Raw genomic sequence first — 18,061 nt, 5'->3', positions numbered from 1 at the left:
GGACGGGCGGGGTGGGGGGGGAGAGGGGGAGGAGAGGGAGGTGGGTTGGTAAGGGGGGGGGGGGCGGGCCAGCAAACCCATCCACACCACCCCCCCACTCCACTTTTGCGGTTCCGGCGTGCCGGGTAAGGTTAGGTTAGCCTCACCGATCATCGGGATGGCGCCACCTATCGATCCCGGCGGGAGGTGAACCGCGTGTACGTCTGCAGTTGCTTCGGCGTCACCGAGCAGCAGGTCAAGAAGCACGCGGCGGACGGCGCCTGCACCCCTCGCCAGATCGCGTCGGCCTGCAAGGCGGGCACCGACTGCGGCTCCTGCGTACGCCGGATCCAGGCGATCCTCGGCAGGGGCGCGTGCCCGCGGCGTGAGGTGGCCGACCAGGGCGAGCCGGTCTTCACCGAGCTCGGGGAAGCGGCCTGACGCGGCTCTCGGCCTGACTCAGCTCTCGGGCTGTTCGATCAGCTGCGCGATGTAGAGGGCCTCGCCGAGCTTCTCCAGCAGTTCCAGCTGGGTGTCGAGATAGTCGATGTGGTGCTCCTCGTCCGCGAGGATCGACTCGAAGATGTTCGCCGAGGTGACGTCACCCTTGTTGCGCATCACCTCGATGCCGCGCTTGAGACGGTCGATCGCCTCGACCTCGATCATCCGGTCGGCCTCGAACATCTCCTTGACCGTCTGGCCCACCCGGACGTGGAACAGTCGCTGGTAGTTCGGCAGCCCGTCCAGGAACAGGATCCGGTCGGTGAGCACCTCCGCGTGCTTCATCTCGTCGAAGGACTCGTGACGTGTGTACTTCGCGAGCTTCGTCCAGCCGAAGTTCTCCTGCATCTTCGCGTGCAGGAAGTACTGGTTGATCGCGGTCAGCTCGGCCGTCAGCTGCTCGTTGAGGAATTCGATGACCTCGGGGTCGCCCTGCATCGCAGAGGCTCCTTCCAAGCGGGGAACTGGGAGGTTGCGCCGCGATGATTGCACCGCTGTCGAAGATCGTCCAGTAAGTGCAAGCTTAGTAAGTAAGTGCAGCCTTAGTTCTAAATGTCCGGGTCGGGTGGACCCTGGTCATGTGCACCACTCGGGGTCTGTCAGGATGGAGTCATGGGTCAGCCGGTGGAACGCGAATCAGGAGATCGCGCATCTGAGAACGCGGCATCGTCGCAGCTTCCGCCGGGACAGCGACTCCAGCGCGGCTGGCCCGTCACGCACTACGGGCCGGTCCCCAAGTTCCGTCCCGAGCGCTGGGACTTCCGGGTCTTCGGCGCCACCGCCGACGGCGAGAAGCACGCCTGGACCCACGACGAGTTCACCGCCCTGCCGTACGACTCGGTCGTGGCCGATCTGCACTGCGTGACGAAGTTCAGCATGGTCGGCGCGGAATGGGGCGGCATCCCGGCCCGCACGATCCTGGACATCGCGCCGCCCGCCCCCGAGGTCACCCATGTGATGGTGTGGGCGGAGTACGGCTTCAGCTCCAACCTCCGGCTCGCCGACTTCGCCGGCGACCGCACGATCTTCGCCACCCACAAGGACGGCGAACTCCTCACCGCCGAACACGGCTTCCCGCTCCGTCTCGTCGTCCCCCACCTCTACGCCTGGAAGGGCCCCAAGTGGGTCCGCGGCATCGAGTACATGACCGCCGACCGCCGCGGCTTCTGGGAGGAACGCGGATACCACAACATCGGCGACCCGTGGCAGGAACAGCGGTACTCGTACCAGGAGGAGCCGGGGGAGGGGCCCGAGCTGTGAAGGTCGGTAGGCTCACCGCCGGTTACCGCTAAACCGTGCGGGGAGCCGTTCATGACCGTCTTCAACGTGATCTTCTCGGAGGGCGCCGCCCGCGTTCGCGACAGTCTCCCGGGCGTCCGCGTCGAGGAGCTGCGGCGCGGTCTGGCCATACTGGCGAGGGACCCCCGCAACAAGATCTCCGTGGTGCTCTCCGGCGACGAGAACACCCGGACGATCGCGCTGACCCGCACCATGGCCGTGGACTACGTCATCGGTGCCGGCCTGCTGATCGTGCTGGTGCTGCACCTGGTGGACACCTCGCAGGTGCTGATCGAGACGCAGGAGTGAACCGGCGCCGGTCCCGTCAGCCGTCCCGCAGCTTCTTCAGTCGCTCCACGTCCGCCGCGTGCCCCTCCTTTCCCCCGGGCGTCTCGATGATCAGCGGGACGCCCGCCGTGGCGGGGTGGGTCATCAACGCGCGGAACGGGTCCTCGCCGATGTGGCCGGAGCCGATGTTCTCGTGGCGGTCCTTGTGGGCGCCGACGACGTCCTTGGAGTCGTTGGCGTGGATCAGCTTCAGCCGGCCCTCGCCGACCGTGTCCACCAGCAGATCGAGGGTCCGGTGCATACCGTCCGGGCCGGTCAGGTCGTGGCCCGCCGCGAAGATGTGGCAGGTGTCCAGGCAGACGCCCAGCTTCGGATGGGCGTCCAGCGCCTCGAAGTACGGCCCGAAGTCCCAGGTGCGCGAGCACAGCGAGGAACCCTGCCCCGCCGTCGACTCCAGCAGCAGATACGGATCGTCGTCATGGGTCAACTCGTCCAGCAGCGGCAGCAGATGCTCACGCACCTGCTTCAGCGCCACCGACCGGTCCCGCCCGCCCGTCGCGCTCCCGGTGTGCACGACCACCCCGAGCGCGCCGATCTCCCGCCCCCGGCGCAGTGAGTGCCGCATCGACTCCACGGACCGCTCCGCCGTCGCCTCGGTGTGCGACCCGAAGTTGATCAAGTACGGCGCGTGGACGTACGCGGGGATCGACTCCTCGGCGCACGCCGCCCGGAACTCCTCGTCCTGCCGGGGATTCCCGACCGGCGTCGCCCAGCCGCGCGGATTGGCGACGAAGACCTGGACGGTCTCGGCCTTCAGATCACGCGCGTACGTCAGCCCGACGGAGTTCAGGCCCCCGGCGACGGGGACATGCCCGCCGACGGGGTTGCGGGACGGGCCGGAAGGGGTGGGGGCCGCGCCCGGGAGGGCGGGGGACTGCTGAGTGCTCACCGCACCAGGGTGTCATGCGGCCCGTGGTGCCCGGCCGCCGGTTCGAGGCGACGGCCGGGCCGATCCCGTCAGCGGATCTCGATGGTGATGGTCGACCCCTTGGGCGCCGTGTCACCGCCGTCCACCGACTGGCTCCTGACCTCGTCGCCGAAGAGTCCGAGGATCCCCCGGTCCTCCTCGACCTCGAAACCGGCGTCCTTGAGCTGCTGGGTCGCGTCGTCGACGCTGTCGCCCACGACATCCGGGACCTCGACCATCACGGGCCCCTTGGAGATCGTCAGGGTGACGGTGTCGCCCGTGCCGACCTGCTTGCCGGTCTCCGGCGACTGCTCGGCCACGAGTCCCTTGTCGAACTCGGAGTTGACGCGCTGCGTGGTGATCTTCACCTTCAGGCCCGCCTCCTCCAGCTCGGCGGTGGCGTCCGCGACCGAGGCACCCGCCACCTCGGGCACCTCCACCGGGGCGCCCCGGCTGACCACGATCCGGACGGCCGCCCCCGAGGAGATCTCGGTGCCGGTGCCCGGCTCGGTGCTGATCACCTGCCCCCGGATGACCTCGTCGCTGAACTCCCGCGTCACCACGCCCGGTTCGAGCCCGGCGTCCTTCAGCTTGGACTTCGCGACATCCAGCCGGTAGCCCTTCAGATCGGGCACCTTCACGGTCTGCGGGCCCTTGGAGATCGTCACCGTCACGGTGTCGTTGTCCCGGATCCGCGCCCCGGGTGCCGGGTCGGTGCTGATCACCCTGCCGCGCTTGACGTTGTCGCTGAACGCCTGCTCGACGTCGACGTCGAGCCCGGCGCCCTCCAGCCGCTTCGTCGCGTCCGCCTGGCTCTGCTGCAGCACGGCCGGTACCTGCGTGAACTGGCCCGAGTTGATGTACCAGACACCCCCGCCCACCCCGAGGACGAGCAGCACGGCGACGATCACCGCCCACATCCCGCGCCGGGGAGCGGCGGAGGCGCGGGTGCGGCGGGGCGGCGGCGGAGGCGACGCGAGCCGGCTCGTACGGTTCAGGTGGTCCGGATCCGTCCCCACCGACCGCGACACGGACAGCGAGCGCGGGATCACGCTCGTCCGGTCGTCGGCGTTGTCATGGCCGCCGGCTATCGCCTGCGGCGGCACCGCGTCCAGCTGCTCGGCGCTCAGCCCGGCCCGCGCCTCCAGCGTCTGCGCGAGCAGCGCCACGGCGTCGTACGGCCGCAGCTCAGGATTCCGGGCGGTCGCCGAGGCGACCAGCGCGTCCAGCTCGTACGACAGCCCCGGCACCGCGGCCGACGGGGGCGGCACGTCGTCGTGGAGCGCGTGGTAGAGCACCTGGGCGGGGGACTCCCCGGCGTGCGGCTTGCCGCCGGTGAGCATCTCGTAGAGCATCACGCCGCACGCGTACACGTCGACACGGGTGTCGGCCGTGCCGTGCTCCAGCTGCTCGGGGGCGAGGTAGGAGACGGTGCCGAGAACGGACCCGGTGGTGCTGGTGACCGTGTCCACGGCCCGGACCAGCCCGAAGTCGGCGACCTTGACCCGGCCGTCGTCCCCTATCAGCACGTTCTCCGGCTTCATGTCCCGGTGCACGAACCCGGCGCGGTGCGCGGCCCCCAGCGCGGCGAGCACCGGCTCCAGGATGTCCAGCGCCGCCCGCGGCTGCAGCGCCCCGCGCTCGCGCAGCACGTCACGCAGGGTGCAGCCGGCGACGTACTCCATCGCGAGGTAGACGTAGGAGCCGTCCGCGCCCTGGTCGTAGACGCCCACCACGTTCGGGTGGGACAGCCGGGCCACCGACTTGGCCTCGCGGATGAACCGCTCGACGAACGTCCGGTCCGCGGCCAGCGTCGGATGCATCACCTTGAGGGCGAGCACCCGGTCGAGGCGGGTGTCCACGGTCCTGTAGACCGTGGCCATCCCGCCGACCGCGATCCGCGCCTCGACTCGATACCGGCCGTCGAGCACCTGGCCGACAAGCGGGTCCTGAAGGGTCGTGTCCACGCAGGTGAGTGTACGAGCCGTGGCTGACAGGCCCATAAGCCGCGGGCTGCGCGAGACGTACTGCAGCAGAGCTGTGACCGAGGCCGGAGGGCTGTGACAGGCGGGTCTCCGACCGAACTCGCTCGGCTGTTCGAGTGAGGGGCGGGAGGGGCGGGGTGCGTGAACCGCGCCTCAGAACGCCGGCCGCTCCGGATCCAGCCGGGCCAGCCCCTCGCCCGGTGACGACGCCTCCGCGAAGTGCCGGCGCGGGATGCGGCCCGCACGGTACGCCAGCCGTCCTGCCTCCACCGCGTGCCGCATGCCCTCGGCCATCAGGACCGGCTCCTGGGCCCGGGTCACGGCGGAGGCGAGCATCACCCCCGCACACCCCAGCTCCATCGCGAGGGCCACGTCCGACGCCGTACCGGCACCCGCGTCGAGGATCACCGGCACACGCGCGTGCTCGGCGATCAGCTGGAAGTTGTGCGGGTTGCGGATGCCGAGCCCGGAACCGATCGGCGACCCCAGCGGCATGATCGCCGCACAGCCCACGTCCTCCAGCTTCCGCGCGAGCACGGGGTCGTCGTTGGTGTACGGCAGCACGGTGAAACCGTCGTCGACCAGCGTCTCGGCGGCGTCGAGCAGCTCGATCGGGTCGGGCAGCAGGGTGCGCTCGTCGGCGATGACCTCCAGCTTCACCAGGGACGTACCGAGCGCCTCGCGCGCGAGGCGGGCCGTCAGCACGGCCTCGCCCGCCGTGAAGCAGCCGGCTGTGTTCGGCAGCACCCGGATGCCGAGCCGGTCGAGGACGGACAGCACCGAGCCGTGCACGGTGGTGTTCACCCGGCGCATCGCGACCGTCGTCAGCTCCGTGCCGGAGGCCACCAGCGCGCGTTCCAGGACGTCCAGGCCGGTCGCCCCGCCGGTGCCCATGATCAGCCGGGACGAGTAGGTCGTACCGCCGAGGACGAAGGGGTCGTCTGCCATGGGTCAGCCTCCTTGGACGGCGGTGAGGATCTCGACACGGTCCCCCTCGGCGAGGGTGGTGGTCGTCCACCGCGCGCGCGGGACGACGGTCTCGTTGAGCGCGGCGGCGACACCGGAGGCGGACGGGGTGAGCGTCCGCACGAGCGCGTCGAGGGCGGTGCCGGGGGCGATCCGGCGCCGCTCCCCGTTGACGAGGACGGTCAGGGTCCCGGCGGTGCTCATACGGCTGGTGCTTGTACGGCCGGTGCTCATACGGGCTGCTCCAGGAGTTCGCGGACCGCGCCGGCGCGGAACCGCAGGGGGGTGAAGTCCCGGGCCTCCTCGGGCAGTTCACCGGTGGTCAGCACATGGGCCAGGACGTCGCCGGTGACCGGGGTGAGGAGGACCCCGTTGCGGTAGTGGCCCGTAGCGAGCAGCAGGCCGTCGAGTGCGGTGGGGCCGAGGAGCGGCGCGTTGTCGGGGGAGGCGGGGCGCAGACCCGCGCGGGTCTCGGTGAGCGGGAGTTCGGTGATCCCGGGGACCAGCTCATGGGCGTCCCGCAGCAGTTCGTACACCCCGCCCGCGGTCACCGTGGTGTCCCAGCCCTGCTCCTCGGTGGTCGCGCCGACGACGAGTTCGCCGTTCTCGCGCGGCACCAGATAGACGTGGCTGCCGCGTACGACGGCCCGCACGGTACGGCTGAGGAAGGGCGCGTACGGCCGCGGCACGGTCAGCCGCAGCACCTGCCCCTTCACCGGGCGCACCGGCGGCCGTACGTCGTCCGGGACGCCGGCGAGCCGCCCGCTGAGGCTGCCCGCGGCGAGGACGGTCCGCCCGGCGGAAAGCAGGTCGCCGTCGCCGGTGCGGACCCCGGTGGCCCGCTCCCGGACCACCGACAGCTCCTCGGCCCTGGTCCGGTGGAACACCACCCCGGCGCGCTCGCAGGCCGCGACGAGGGCCCTGGAGAGCCGCCTCGGGTCGATCTGGTGGTCCCCGTCGACCCGCAGCCCGCCGCGCACGCCCGGTGCGAGCATCGGCTCCAGACGGCGGCAGTCGCGGCCGTTCAGCCACTCCGAGTCCAGGCCCGACCGGCGTTGCAGGGCGTGCAGGTCGCGCAGATGGGCGCGGTCGTCGGCGTCGAGCGCCACGGCGAGCGTGCCGGAGCGGCGGTAGCCGAGGTCGAGGCCGGTGGTCTCGGTCAGCTCGGCCGCGAAGTCCGGGTAGCGGCGCGCGGACTCCAGGTTGAGCCCCAGCAGGGTCTGCTCGCCGTAGTGCAGTTCGGTGACGGCGGCGAGCATCCCGGCCGCCACCCGCGCGGCCCCGCCGCCGGGTTCGGGATCGACCACGGCCGTGGCGAACCCGCGCTGCGCGGCCCGCCACGCCGTGACCAGCCCGATGATTCCGCCCCCCACGACGAGGACGTCCGACGTGTGCGTGTCGGGTGGGTGCGCATCCGAGGTGTGCGTACGCGACATGGGCGTCCAGCCCCTCCCTTCGCCGGCATGACCCGGATCAGGTTCGTACGGTCGGAGGCCGCCAGCCTCCCTCTCAGCCCGGTGCGTCCGGGCTCCCGCGAGTGCTCTACGTTGGCCACCCTAGCCCGCGCCGTTCGCCTCAGTAAGGGAGCCTCCGCCCGTGGCCCGCTCGCTCGACGGTCTCGTCCTCGTCCCCGTCGCCGACCAGGCCCCAGGTCAGGTGGGCACCCGCACCCGCTTCGCGTACCACGAGAAGGACGGCGAGATCTGGGCCGAGTACACGGGCGGCGACGTCGTCCGCGGTCACCTCGTGGGCACGCGCGCGGGGGACCGGCTGGACTTCCGGTACGTACAGCTGAGGACCGACGGGACCACCGCGTCCGGGCACTGTGTGTCCCGGGTGGTCGAACTGCCCGGCGGGCGGGTCCGCCTGGAGGAGACCTGGGAGTGGGAGTCGGGGCCGGGCAGCGGCACGAGCGTCGTGGAGGAACCGGCCGAGGCCGACGAGGGTGTGGAACAGCTCACGGGGCACGGCCGCTGACTGACCGTTCGTCAGCTGTCTATGGTGATCAGGTGAGCGAGCAGACGCGGACGCAGGCGCCGGAACGGACCGGACGACGGGTCGTCGTCGTGGGCGCGGGCATGGCCGGGGTCAGGACCGCCGTCGCCCTGCGCGAACAGGGCTTCACCGGCGAGGTGACCCTGATCGGCGCCGAGCCCCACCAGCCCTACGACCGGCCGCCGCTCTCCAAGGCCGTCCTGCTCGGCAAGGCCGAGGGCTCCGCCTTCGACGTCGACTTCGAGGCGCTCGGCATCGAACTCCACCTCGGCCGCGAGGTGACGGGCCTGCGCCCCGCCGACCACGCGCTCGACACGGCCGCCGGACCCGTCCCGTACGACCTCCTCGTCCTCGCCACCGGCGCGGAACCGATCCGGCTGCCGGGCGCCGAGGGCGTGCCCGGGGTGCATCTGCTGCGGACCCTGGACGACGCCGAGCGACTGCGGCCCGTACTGGCCCGGCAGCACGACATCGTGGTCGTGGGCGCGGGCTGGATCGGCGCCGAGTTCGCCACCGCCGCGCGCGAGGCGGGCTGCGCGGTGACGGTCGTCGAGGCGGCCGACCGCCCGCTCGCCGGGGCGCTCCCGGCGGAGGTGGCCGCGCCCATGACCGCCTGGTACGCCGACAGCGGCGTCACCCTGCGCACCCACGCGCGCGTGGAGCGCGTCGAGCCCGGGACGGTCGTCCTGGACGACGGCACCCGGGTACCGGCCGGCGCGGTCGTCGTGGGCATCGGCGCCCGCCCGGCGACAGCCTGGCTGACGGGCTCGGGCATCGCCCTGGGCGCCCACGGCGAGGTGCTGGCCGACGACCATCTGCGCACCTCCGCGCCCGACGTCTACGCGGTCGGCGACTGCGCCTCCTTCCCCTCCGGCAGGTACGGCCGGCGACTCCTCGTCCACCACTGGGACAACGCCCTCCAGGGCCCCCGCACGGTCGCCGCGAACATCGTCGGCGAGACCCCCGAGGCGTACGACCCCGTGCCGTACTTCTGGTCCGAGCAGTTCGGCCGCTTCGTCCAGTACGCCGGGGACCACGCCTCGGCCGACACCACCCTCTGGCGCGGTGACCCCACCGGCGCCGCCTGGTCGGTGTGCTGGCTCCGGGAGGGCCGGCTGGTCGCCCTGCTGGCGGTGGGCCGCCCCCGGGACCTGGCCCAGGGGCGCCGGCTGATCGAGGCGGGCACCCCGATGGACCCGGAGCTGCTGATGGACCCGGCGAGGCCCCTGAAGGCGGCGACGGCGTAGACCGGGCGCCTCGGCTACCCACTGTCAGTCCCAGATGGCAGTCTTGGAGATGTGACCGAGATTGACGCAAAGATCGATGCTCTCGTCCCCGCGTGGCTGACCCTCCCCGACATCGCAGAGATGCTGGACGTCGAGGTGACCCGGGTACGGCAGCTGGTGAAGGAAGGCCAGCTCATCGCCGTACGCCGTGGTGAGAACCGCGCGCTGCACGTCCCCGCCGCCTTCATCGACGAGGACAAGGTGGTCAAGGGCCTCACCGGCACCCTGACCCTGCTGAGGGACGACGGCTTCACCGACGAAGAGATGCTGGAGTGGCTCTTCACTCCGGACCCCAGCCTGCCCGGCACCCCGGCCCAGGCCCTGAGCGAGAATCGCGGCACGGAGGTGAAGCGCCGCGCCCAGGCGCTCGCCGTCTGACCCGACCTGCCTGAACACCCGCAACAGGTGCGAGACCTGTAGATCCGCACCGCAGCCGCCTGTGCGGCGCACGGGAGCCGGGGCCCGCGAGGGGCGCCGCTCCGTGCGCCGTATCGACCACGCACCGTCAACGGGGGATCCACGCATGCCCGACGCCGCCGCACAGCTCGCCGACGCCCGGCTCTACCTCTGCACGGACGCCCGCAAGCGCCAGGGCGACCTGCCGGAGTTCCTGGACGCCGTCCTGGCCGGCGGCGTGGACATCGTGCAGCTCCGCGACAAGGGCATGGAGGCCGCCGAGGAGCTGGACCACCTCCGGGTCCTCGCGGACGCCTGCCGCCGGCACGGAAAGCTGCTCGCGGTCAACGACCGCGCGGACGTCGCGCACGCCATCGGCGCGGACGTGCTGCACCTAGGCCAGGGCGACCTCCCCGTCCCCGCCGCCCGCGCCATCCTCGGCCCGGACGTCCTCATCGGCCGCTCCACGCATGCCGAGGAGGAGGCCGCCGCGGCGGCCGTCCAGGAGGGCGTGGACTACTTCTGCACCGGCCCCTGCTGGCCCACCCCCACCAAGCCCGGCCGCCACGCCCCCGGCCTGGACCTCGTGCGGTACACCGCCGCCCTCGGCACCGACCGCCCCTGGTTCGCCATCGGCGGCATCGACCTCGGAACCCTCGACGAGGTCGTCGAGGCGGGCGCCCGCCGGGCCGTCGTCGTCCGGGCGATCACCGAGGCCGACGACCCCGGAGCCGCCGCGGCGGAGTTCGCCAAACGCCTGCGTGCCCTCTAGGGGCGTTTCGGGAGTCCCGCACCGGCCGCGCACCCGCCGCGCACCGGCCCCGTCCGTCCAAGGCGTGGACAACAGATCGGCAAAACGGACAAAAAGCCCGGGTCTGGTTGGGGGACGGCCCCGACCTGACTAACCTGCCGGTATGGCCCTAGGAACCGCCTCCACCAGGACGGATCGCGCGCGCACCGTGCGCGACATGCTCGCCACGGGCAGGACCACGTACTCCTTCGAGTTCTGGGCGCCCAAGACGGAGAAGGGCGAGCGGAACCTGTGGAACGCCCTCCGCAGGATCGAGGCGGTCGCCCCGAGCTTCGTCTCCGTGACGTACGGCGCGGGCGGCTCCACCCGGGCCGGCACGGTGAGGGCGACCGAGCAGATCGCCGCCGACACCACCCTCACCCCTGTCGCCCACCTCACCGCGGTCAGCCACTCCATCGCCGAACTGCGCAACATCATCGGGCAGTACGCGGACGCCGGGATCCGCAACATGCTCGCGGTCCGCGGCGACCCACCCGGCGACCCCATGGCCGAGTGGGTCGCGCACCCGGAGGGCCTGACGTACGCCGCCGAACTCGTGCGGCTCATCAAGGAGTCGGGCGACTTCTGCGTGGGCGTCGCGGCCTTCCCGGAGATGCACCCGCGCTCCCCGGACTGGGACAGCGACGTGGCCCGCTTCGTCGACAAGTGCCGGGCCGGCGCCGACTACGCGATCACGCAGATGTTCTTCCACCCGGACTCGTACCTGCGTCTGAGGGACGCCGTAGCCAAGGCCGGCTGTGAAACCCCTGTCATTCCCGAGGTCATGCCCGTCACCAGCGTGAAGATGCTGGAACGGTTGCCGCAACTCAGCAACGCCGCCATCCCGAACGCCCTGAAAGAGCGGATCGTCACAGCCAAAGACGATCCGGCCGCTGTACGCTCCATTGGCATCGAGTTCGCCACGGAGTTCTGCGCGAGGTTGCTGGACGAAGGAGTCCCCGGACTTCACTTCATCACCCTGAACAACTCCACCGCGACTCTGGAAATCTACGAGAACCTGGGCCCGCACCATCCACCTCGGGCCTAGACCGGTCGCACTCGCGTACGACACACTGCGTAGCGGCCACAGGGAGAGGGGCGTACATGGGCTGGACGGTCCTCTACATCGCGTTCGGCGTCGTCGCGTTGTGGCTGCTGGGTGAGGTGCTGCTGCAGTACAAGGCACGCCTGCGCTGGCGGCTGCTCGCCTTCGCCGGATTCCTGTGCGTCGTCCTCGGGGTGCTCATCCCCAATGTGATCGTCATCGCGCTGGGCGCGATCGCGTTCGCCGTCGGACAGACCTATGTGACCCTCTCCTTCCGCCGCGGCTTCGAGGCGGGCTGGGCGGTCCGCCCGCGTTCCGGTGAGGACGAGGACGGCGGCAGGCTCCCCAGACTCCCCAAGGCCGGCAAGAAGCGGCGGCGCGGCGAACCGGACCGCCAGGACCCGACCCTGGAGGTCACGGACCTGGAGTCCACGGCCGGCGGCACGTACCGCCGGGACGACGACCGGCTCGACGACGACCGCGACGACGACGTGTTCGTCCGCCCGCAGTCCACGCCCGCCGCGGCCACCGTCTACTCGCCGGAGCCCATGCCGGACGACACCAACACCTACGGCGTCTACAGCGAGGACAACGCCTCCGCGGGCACGGCGGCCGGCCAGCCCTACGCGACCGCCGACCAGCAGTCCGCGCAGGACGAGGCCTTCGCCTACTACGGCTACGACCAGCAGGGTTACGGCTACGACCCGAACCAGCAGCAGTACGCCGCCTACTCCGACCCGTACATCGGCACCCAGACGTACGACGCCACGGCCTCCTACGACCAGTCGTACGGCCAGCAGGGGTACGGGCAGCAGGGCTATGGCCAGGACCAGTACGGCAACGCCGGGTACGGCGCCGAGACCCCGCCCGGCGGTGTCTGGGTGCCGCAGCAGCGCAGCACCGACGACTCCTTCGACCCGTTCGGCAACGACCAGCCGGCCGACCAGCAGTACCCGTACCAGGGCCATGGCAACGGCAATGGCCAGAACGGTTACGACGAGCAGCAGTACCGTTTCTGAAGGCTCACCCGGGCCTCGGTGAGCCTCACTGCGAGCCGCGGAAGCCCGGGCCCTCCACGATCAGTCCGGCCACCAGCGCGCCCGACATCCCCGCGTGCGGGAGGCCGCCGCCGGGGTGGGACCAGCCGCCGACGGTGAACAGGCCTGGGATCGCGGTGGAGTTGGCCGGGTGCAGCCAGCGCCCGTCGGCCGCGGCGAGCGCCGGGGCCGGGATCGCGCCGCCCTGCGCACCGGTCGTCCGCGCGATGTCGGCAGGGGTGCGGACCTCACGCCACAGCAGGCGGTCCCGCAGGTCGGGCACGGCCCGCTCGGCGGCGTCGATCAGCTGCTCCACCTGTCGCTCGCTCGCCTCCGACCCGGCCCCGCTGCCGCCGGAACCGGCCGGAACCGCGCAGCTGACCGTGACCGCCTCGTGCCCGGAGTCCGGCACCAGCGCCGGATCGTCGGGGCGCAGCACCGTGACCGTGGGCCCCGCGACCGTCCCTGCGGACGGCCCGAACAGCGCGTCCAGCTCGGCGTCGCGGTCCTCCGCGTGCACCACCGTCCGGTGCGCCGTGCCCTGAGGACGGCCACCGCGCAGCGCCAGCAGCACGGTCAGCCGGCTCGTGGCCCCCCGCCGGGCCGGGACGTCGCCCTCACCCCGGACGGCCGGACGCCGCGCCAGGCGGCCCAGCACCTCGGGCACGACCCCGGCGACCACGAAGTCGGCGTCGGCCACCGAGCCGTCCGCCAGCTCCACCCCGGCCGCCCGGCCGTCCTTCTCGACGATCCCCGTGACCTCGGCACCGAAGACGAACCCGACCTTCCGGGCCAGACACCGCTCGTACAGCGCCCGCGCCAACTCCCGTGTCCCGCCCCGGACGTACCAGACGCCGAAAGCGTGCTCCATGTACGGCAGCACCGCCGCGCTCGCCGGGACCGTCCTCGGGTCCAGGCCGTACGCGAGGGCGTGGCTCTCCAGCAGGGCCGTCAGCCGGGGGTCGCGCAGCTCCCAGGCGCCGACCTCGGTGAGGGTGGCGGCGCGACGGGTGCGCAGCAGGCGCTTGTGGGGCACCGAGGGGTACGGCTCGCGCTCGGCGAGGACCTTCCAGTCGGACCACAGCGGCTCCTCCAGGAGGGGCCGGCGGGTGCGGTCCCAGGCCTCGCGGGCCCGCACCAGGAAGTCGCCCCAGCGGTCGCCGGCGCCCGAGCCGAGCGCGGAGTTCAGCGTGGCGACCACGCCCGCACGCGAGGCGCCCGGCAGCGGGAGGTCGGTGCCGTCCGCGAAGACGTGCCGGGCGGCCGGGTCCACCTGGACCAGGTCGACGCACTTCTCCAGCGGTTCCCTGCCGGTCTTGAGGAACAGATCGCGGTAGACGGCGGGCAGGGGCAGCAGCCCCGGGCCCGTGTCGAACACGAAGCCGTCGCGCTCGAAGCGGCCCACGGCTCCGCCGTAGGTCGCCGTGCTCTCGTGCACCACCACGCGGTGGCCCGCGACGGCCAGCCGGGCGGCGGCCGCCATCGCGCCGAGGCCGGCGCCGATCACCGCGATCTCTGCCATGTGAGCGACCTTATCGGCCGCCGCTGACATCTCTTGTTTCGCGGTCGGGCACGGGGGGTTCGGTCGGTTCGGCGGGTGCGGGTCGGTGGGGGCTGGTCGCGCAGTTCCCCGCGCCCCTGAGTGGCGGCTGCGCCGCCGACCAGGGGAGTACGAACGCGGGCGTGGTTGTCACCAGTCGGCAACAGGGTGGGGTGGGGCTGAGTGCGCAGGGCTGAGTACGCGTACCTATGCGGTGAGTTGAGTATCCGTACGGATGGGCTCCCACCTGCGTGAACGGGAGAGTGGAGGTACGGGAAGGGGCGCGGATCCGGTACCGCCGACACGGGGCGGCGGAACGGTTCCCGCTCTTACCGCTCCTTCCGTCGACGGCAGTCGGCGGGAGCGAGGCACGGGGGAGTACGGGGGAGTACGGGGGAACAGGGAAGCGCCGGTTCGAGGTGGCCCGCGGGGGACGCGGCCAGTTCGGACCGGCGCTCCCGTGTGTCAGCGGTGGCCGCTCACGCGGCCCTGGAGCAGCCGGGACAGTGCCGCGTGGACGTCGTCCAGGGTGCGGTGCGGCTGGAAGGCCTTCCAGTCCAGGGCGGCCACCAGGACCATGCCGACCAGGGCCGCCGCCGTCAGGCCGACATCGATCTCGTCGCTCAGCTCGCCCCCTTCGACGCCCTCGCGCAGTACGCCCTCGACGACCGCGACCGCCTCCTTCCGGACGACCATCAGCGTGGACTGCCAGGCCCGGTTGGTGCGCCACAGTTCGGCGACGTAGAGCTGGGTGAAGGACGGATAGCGGTCGATGAAGACGAGTCCGGCCCGGATCATCGCGTCCAGGGAGTCGACCCGGCTGCCGCCCTCCTTCGCCGTCCGCTCGGCGGCCTCGCGGAGGGAGGCGGTGAGGAGGCCCACGCCGTGCCGCAGCAGCTCCTCGAAGAGGACGGACTTGCTCGCGAAGTTGTAGTAGACCGTGCCCTTGGCGACACCGGCCCGCTCGGCGATCTCGTCCACCGTGGTCGCGGAGAACCCCTGCTCCGCGATGAGGGTGACGGCCGCTTCGTAGAGTTTCTGCCGGGTCGCCTCACGGCGGCCCCCGCCTGCGCCGCCGGGGGCGTTGCTGCTTTCCATGGCCTTGATTGTCACAGGAACCGCGCGGTGCGCGGGAACCATCCGGTGCGCGGTCACAGACTCAGCTCCGGGTGCAGCCGGTCCAGGGTCCACACCTGCTTGCGGCGGGCCGACAGGGCGGTCAGCGCGAGGGCGCCGGCGGTGAAGGCCACCAGCACCGCGCACGCCTGCCACACCGGGCCGAGGCCACCGCCCGTGATGAGCCGGCGCAGCGCGTCGACGACATGGCTCATCGGCAGGAAGGGGTGCACCGCGTTGAAGAAGTCCGGGCTGGTCTGCACGGGGTACGTGCCGCCCGCCGACGTCAACTGCAGCATCAGGAAGGCCAGGACGAGGATGCGGCCCGCTGCCCCGAAGCGCGCGTTGAGCCACTGCACGATCGCCGCGAAGCATGCCGTCACCAGGAACAGGAAGCCCACCGTCCCGGCCGCCCGCGCCATCTCCAGGCCGACCGCCCAGTGCAGTACGGCCATCAGCGCGACCGTCTGCAGCACGCCCAGCGCGGCCACCGGCAGCCAGCCCGCCAGCGCGATCCGCCACGCCGAGGCGCCCGCGGCGAGGGCCCGCCGGTTGAGCGGCTGGATCAGCATGTACGCCACCATCGCGCCCACCCACAGGGACAGCGGGATGAAGTACGGGGCGAACCCGGTGCCGTAGTTGGGCGCCTTGTGCAGGTCCCTGGTCGCCAACTCCACCGGGTCGGCCATCACTTCGGTGCGCCGGTCGCGGTCCTGCTCGTCGTAGTCGGGGATCTGCTCGGCCCCGTCGTGCAGCCCGCCCGCGAGCTTCCCGGAGCCGTCGGCCAGCTGGTACATACCGCCCTTGAGGTCGACCGCGCCGGTCCTGAGGTCGCCGACGCCCGTGTCCAGGTCCTCCGCGCCGGTCTTCGCGGTGCCGAGGCCCGTGTGCAGCGTCCTGGCGCCCTTGGCGACCTTCTCGGCGCCCTTGTCGAGGGCGTTCACCTTGGCGACGGCGTTGTCGAGGTCCGTGGAGAGGGTGGGCGCCGCCTTCGCCAGGGCGCGGGCCTGCTGCTCCAGGGTCTGGAGGTCCTTGTCGAATGCCTTCAGATCACCGTCGTAGTTCTTCACCACGGTGTTCACGTCCTCGGCGAGCACGGCCGCCTCCGCCGCCGCGTCCTTCGCCTTCTTCAGGTCGGTGCAGGCCGCGTCGGGCAGTACGGCCTCCTCACAGCGCCTCTTGTGGACGTCGTCCAGCGTGTCCGAGGCGGCACGGGTGCCGGTCGCGGCGGCCGGCGCCGTCGTCACGAACGCGTCGAGGTGGTCCCGGATCGTGGCCGCCGAGTCGGCGACCAGGGTGGCGGTGTCGGCGATCGTGCCGCCGTTCTCCTTCAGGAAGGGCCGCACCTGGTCCGCCGCCGCGCCGACCTTGTCGGCGAGCTTGCCGGTGCCGTCCGCGACCTGCCGGGCGCCGTCCTCCAGATCGCCCGCGCCCTCGTCCAGGTCCTTCAGCCCGCCGGACAGCTTCCCGCTGCCCTTCTTGGCCTCCTTCAGCCCGTCCGCGAGGTCCTTGGAACCCTGTTCCGCCTTGTCGATACCGCCCTTGAGGTCGTCGGCGCCGTCCGCCGCCTCCTCGGTCTTCCCGTGGATGTCCGAGAAGGAGATGAAGATCCGGTCCAGGAACGACCGCGACGCCTTCGTGGACGCCGCCGTCCGCACCTCCGAGAACACCGTCCGCGAGATCTGCCCGACGATGTAGTTGTTGGCGTCGTTCGTCCGCACCTGGAGGGCGCCCGTCTCCGGCACGTCCCCCGAACTGGACGCGATCCGCTCGCTGAAGTCCTCCGGCATCGTCAGCGACAGGTAGTACGTGCCGTCCTCTACGCCCGCACGGGCCTCGGCGGCGCTCACCGGGTGCCACTCGAAGGTGTCGCTGTCCCGCAGCCCCTTCGCGATGTCGTCCCCCGCCGTCAGCCGCTCCTTGCCGACGGACGCCCCCTTGTCGTCGTTCACCAGGGCCACGGGGATACGGTCCAGACGGCCGTACGGGTCCCAGAAGGACCACAGGTACAGGGCGCCGTACAGCAACGGCAGCAGCAGGAGCGAGATCAGCGCGGCGCGCGGCAGCTTCCCCCGCCCGAACCGCCTCAGCTCAAGCGCGGCGAGTCGCGGCGAGCGCATCGGCCGTCTCCTTGTCGTCGTCGGAGTTCTTGTCGTCCGCCGGTTCTCCGGGCGCCGTCGACACCACGACGGCGTCATCCGGGGCCTCGCTGCACACCGCCACCACCGTGATCCCGGACTCGGTGAGGGAGCGCAACAGGGCCCACATCGCGGCCCGTTCGGTGTCGGAGAGCTTCAGGTCGCAGTCGTCCACGCCGAGCAGACGGGGGCGGCCGACGAGGGCGAGGGCGACGGACAGCCGCAGGGCCTCCATCCGGTCCAGGTCGCGTACGGCGGTCCGGGAACCCTTCGGCAGGGCCTCGCGGTCGAGCCCGGCGGCGGTCAGCGCGGCCTCGATCCGGTCCTTCGCCTCGGCGGCGCGCTCGGCCCGGGGCCGCAGCAGCCCGCGCAGGGTGCCGTCGAACCGCCGCTGCAGCAGCGCCCGTTCCCGCAGATGCTCCCCGACGGTCAGGGCCGGGTCGAGGTCGGTCACGCCGGGGACATGAGCGAGGGCGCTGATGCGGCGGACGGCGGCCATCCGCTTCGGCAGCGGGAGCGAACCGACCGTGGCACGGCCCTCGCTCGGCTTCATCCGCCCGGTGAGCGCGAGCAGCAGAGAGGTCCGGCCCGACCCCGACGGCCCCTCGACCGCGACCAGCGAGCCGGCCTCCGCCTCGAAGCCGACACCCCGGAACGCCCAGCCGCGCGGCCCCTTCAGCCCGAACCCCTCGGCGCCGAGGGCGACCCCACGGGCCGCACCCCGCCCCGCGCCCGCCTCCTCTGGCTCCGCCAT

At 72.0% G+C, this 18,061-nt stretch carries 19 protein-coding genes and 1 riboswitch; of the genes, 9 read left to right on the top strand and 10 right to left on the bottom strand.

Annotation, left to right across the window (positions count from 1 at the left end; translation table 11 throughout):
- Window positions 1-195: 195 nt before the first annotated feature.
- On the top strand, window positions 196-420 hold the full coding sequence (locus ACZ7MG_RS33220; protein ID WP_471394366.1) for a (2Fe-2S)-binding protein: 225 nt from the start codon (window positions 196-198) through the stop codon (window positions 418-420).
- 18 nt (window positions 421-438) lie between these two features.
- Here the strand turns inward: ACZ7MG_RS33220 and bfr are convergent, their stop codons facing one another.
- Complete coding sequence (gene bfr, locus ACZ7MG_RS33215; RefSeq protein ID WP_045555341.1) at window positions 439-918, bottom strand: bacterioferritin; 480 nt, start codon at window positions 916-918, stop codon at window positions 439-441.
- A 174-nt stretch (window positions 919-1,092) separates the two neighbouring features.
- Between bfr and ACZ7MG_RS33210 the strand changes: the two genes are divergently transcribed.
- Together ACZ7MG_RS33210 and ACZ7MG_RS33205 are read left to right on the top strand one after the other, a co-directional pair.
- The gene (locus tag ACZ7MG_RS33210; RefSeq protein WP_471394369.1) at window positions 1,093-1,740 is read left to right on the top strand and encodes a sulfite oxidase-like oxidoreductase; all 648 of its coding nucleotides are present in this window, start codon (window positions 1,093-1,095) and stop codon (window positions 1,738-1,740) included.
- 51 nt (window positions 1,741-1,791) lie between these two features.
- Window positions 1,792-2,067: a hypothetical protein gene (locus tag ACZ7MG_RS33205; protein WP_471394372.1), complete on the top strand. Its 276-nt coding sequence runs from the start codon at window positions 1,792-1,794 to the stop codon at window positions 2,065-2,067.
- Between the two features lie 16 nt (window positions 2,068-2,083).
- Here the strand turns inward: ACZ7MG_RS33205 and ACZ7MG_RS33200 are convergent, their stop codons facing one another.
- The 5 genes from ACZ7MG_RS33200 to thiO all read right to left on the bottom strand — a co-directional run bounded on the left by ACZ7MG_RS33200 (window position 2,084) and on the right by thiO (window position 7,400).
- Window positions 2,084-2,995, bottom strand: coding sequence for a deoxyribonuclease IV (locus tag ACZ7MG_RS33200; protein WP_471394374.1), 912 nt, complete (start codon window positions 2,993-2,995; stop codon window positions 2,084-2,086).
- Between the two features lie 68 nt (window positions 2,996-3,063).
- Complete coding sequence (gene pknB, locus ACZ7MG_RS33195; protein WP_471394377.1) at window positions 3,064-4,980, bottom strand: Stk1 family PASTA domain-containing Ser/Thr kinase; 1,917 nt, start codon at window positions 4,978-4,980, stop codon at window positions 3,064-3,066.
- Between the two features lie 171 nt (window positions 4,981-5,151).
- A complete protein-coding gene (locus ACZ7MG_RS33190) occupies window positions 5,152-5,946 on the bottom strand; it encodes a thiazole synthase (protein WP_471394380.1) in 795 nt (264 codons plus the stop codon).
- A gap of 3 nt (window positions 5,947-5,949) precedes the next feature.
- A complete protein-coding gene (thiS, locus tag ACZ7MG_RS33185; RefSeq protein WP_471394703.1) occupies window positions 5,950-6,150 on the bottom strand; it encodes a sulfur carrier protein ThiS in 201 nt (66 codons plus the stop codon).
- A 44-nt stretch (window positions 6,151-6,194) separates the two neighbouring features.
- Entirely contained in the window at window positions 6,195-7,400 is a 1,206-nt protein-coding gene (thiO, locus tag ACZ7MG_RS33180) for a glycine oxidase ThiO (protein WP_471394383.1), read from the bottom strand.
- Window positions 7,398-7,509, bottom strand: a riboswitch (TPP riboswitch). Its footprint overlaps the gene before it by 3 nt.
- Window positions 7,510-7,560: 51 nt before the next feature.
- Here thiO and ACZ7MG_RS33175 point away from each other — a divergent pair.
- From ACZ7MG_RS33175 to ACZ7MG_RS33150, 6 genes are all read left to right on the top strand, one after another.
- Window positions 7,561-7,941 carry an avidin-fold protein gene (locus tag ACZ7MG_RS33175; RefSeq protein WP_471394385.1) on the top strand — a complete coding sequence of 127 codons (381 nt, stop codon included), beginning with the start codon at window positions 7,561-7,563 and terminating at the stop codon, window positions 7,939-7,941.
- 32 nt (window positions 7,942-7,973) lie between these two features.
- A complete protein-coding gene (locus ACZ7MG_RS33170) occupies window positions 7,974-9,206 on the top strand; it encodes an NAD(P)/FAD-dependent oxidoreductase (RefSeq protein ID WP_471394388.1) in 1,233 nt (410 codons plus the stop codon).
- 51 nt (window positions 9,207-9,257) lie between these two features.
- On the top strand, window positions 9,258-9,623 hold the full coding sequence (locus tag ACZ7MG_RS33165; RefSeq protein ID WP_013004329.1) for an Rv2175c family DNA-binding protein: 366 nt from the start codon (window positions 9,258-9,260) through the stop codon (window positions 9,621-9,623).
- A 145-nt stretch (window positions 9,624-9,768) separates the two neighbouring features.
- Entirely contained in the window at window positions 9,769-10,413 is a 645-nt protein-coding gene (gene thiE, locus ACZ7MG_RS33160; protein WP_471394393.1) for a thiamine phosphate synthase, read from the top strand.
- A gap of 142 nt (window positions 10,414-10,555) precedes the next feature.
- Window positions 10,556-11,479, top strand: coding sequence for a methylenetetrahydrofolate reductase [NAD(P)H] (gene metF, locus ACZ7MG_RS33155; protein ID WP_471394396.1), 924 nt, complete (start codon window positions 10,556-10,558; stop codon window positions 11,477-11,479).
- A 56-nt stretch (window positions 11,480-11,535) separates the two neighbouring features.
- Window positions 11,536-12,495: an SCO2102 family sporulation regulator gene (locus tag ACZ7MG_RS33150; protein ID WP_471394399.1), complete on the top strand. Its 960-nt coding sequence runs from the start codon at window positions 11,536-11,538 to the stop codon at window positions 12,493-12,495.
- Window positions 12,496-12,520: 25 nt separating this feature from the next.
- Here ACZ7MG_RS33150 and ACZ7MG_RS33145 read toward each other — a convergent pair whose 3' ends face one another.
- From ACZ7MG_RS33145 to ACZ7MG_RS33130, 4 genes are all read right to left on the bottom strand, one after another.
- Entirely contained in the window at window positions 12,521-14,035 is a 1,515-nt protein-coding gene (locus ACZ7MG_RS33145) for a phytoene desaturase family protein (RefSeq protein ID WP_471394402.1), read from the bottom strand.
- 483 nt (window positions 14,036-14,518) lie between these two features.
- Window positions 14,519-15,151 (bottom strand): TetR/AcrR family transcriptional regulator, encoded by a 633-nt coding sequence (locus ACZ7MG_RS33140; RefSeq protein WP_471394405.1) that lies wholly within the window; start codon window positions 15,149-15,151, stop codon window positions 14,519-14,521.
- 53 nt (window positions 15,152-15,204) lie between these two features.
- On the bottom strand, window positions 15,205-17,289 hold the full coding sequence (locus ACZ7MG_RS33135; RefSeq protein WP_471394407.1) for a YhgE/Pip family protein: 2,085 nt from the start codon (window positions 17,287-17,289) through the stop codon (window positions 15,205-15,207).
- Window positions 17,261-18,061: an ATP-binding cassette domain-containing protein gene (locus ACZ7MG_RS33130; protein WP_471394410.1), complete on the bottom strand. Its 801-nt coding sequence runs from the start codon at window positions 18,059-18,061 to the stop codon at window positions 17,261-17,263. Before ACZ7MG_RS33130 ends, ACZ7MG_RS33135 begins: the two co-directional genes overlap by 29 nt.

Source organism: Streptomyces sp. NPDC107538, from assembly GCF_055657445.1.
The sequence above is the reverse complement of the archived record's forward strand: the minus strand, read 5'-3'. Positions and strand labels throughout refer to the sequence as shown.

Coding starts and splice junctions, on each gene's coding strand:
- ACZ7MG_RS33210 (WP_471394369.1), top strand. CDS start 1,093: ATGGGTCAGCCGGTGGAACGCGAATCAGGAGATCGCGCATCTGAGAAC.
- bfr (WP_045555341.1), bottom strand. CDS start 918: ATGCAGGGCGACCCCGAGGTCATCGAATTCCTCAACGAGCAGCTGACG.
- metF (WP_471394396.1), top strand. CDS start 10,556: ATGGCCCTAGGAACCGCCTCCACCAGGACGGATCGCGCGCGCACCGTG.
- ACZ7MG_RS33130 (WP_471394410.1), bottom strand. CDS start 18,061: ATGGCGGAGCCAGAGGAGGCGGGCGCGGGGCGGGGTGCGGCCCGTGGG.
- ACZ7MG_RS33150 (WP_471394399.1), top strand. CDS start 11,536: ATGGGCTGGACGGTCCTCTACATCGCGTTCGGCGTCGTCGCGTTGTGG.
- ACZ7MG_RS33135 (WP_471394407.1), bottom strand. CDS start 17,289: ATGCGCTCGCCGCGACTCGCCGCGCTTGAGCTGAGGCGGTTCGGGCGG.
- ACZ7MG_RS33145 (WP_471394402.1), bottom strand. CDS start 14,035: ATGGCAGAGATCGCGGTGATCGGCGCCGGCCTCGGCGCGATGGCGGCC.
- thiE (WP_471394393.1), top strand. CDS start 9,769: ATGCCCGACGCCGCCGCACAGCTCGCCGACGCCCGGCTCTACCTCTGC.
- ACZ7MG_RS33205 (WP_471394372.1), top strand. CDS start 1,792: ATGACCGTCTTCAACGTGATCTTCTCGGAGGGCGCCGCCCGCGTTCGC.
- thiO (WP_471394383.1), bottom strand. CDS start 7,400: ATGTCGCGTACGCACACCTCGGATGCGCACCCACCCGACACGCACACG.
- ACZ7MG_RS33190 (WP_471394380.1), bottom strand. CDS start 5,946: ATGGCAGACGACCCCTTCGTCCTCGGCGGTACGACCTACTCGTCCCGG.
- ACZ7MG_RS33140 (WP_471394405.1), bottom strand. CDS start 15,151: ATGGAAAGCAGCAACGCCCCCGGCGGCGCAGGCGGGGGCCGCCGTGAG.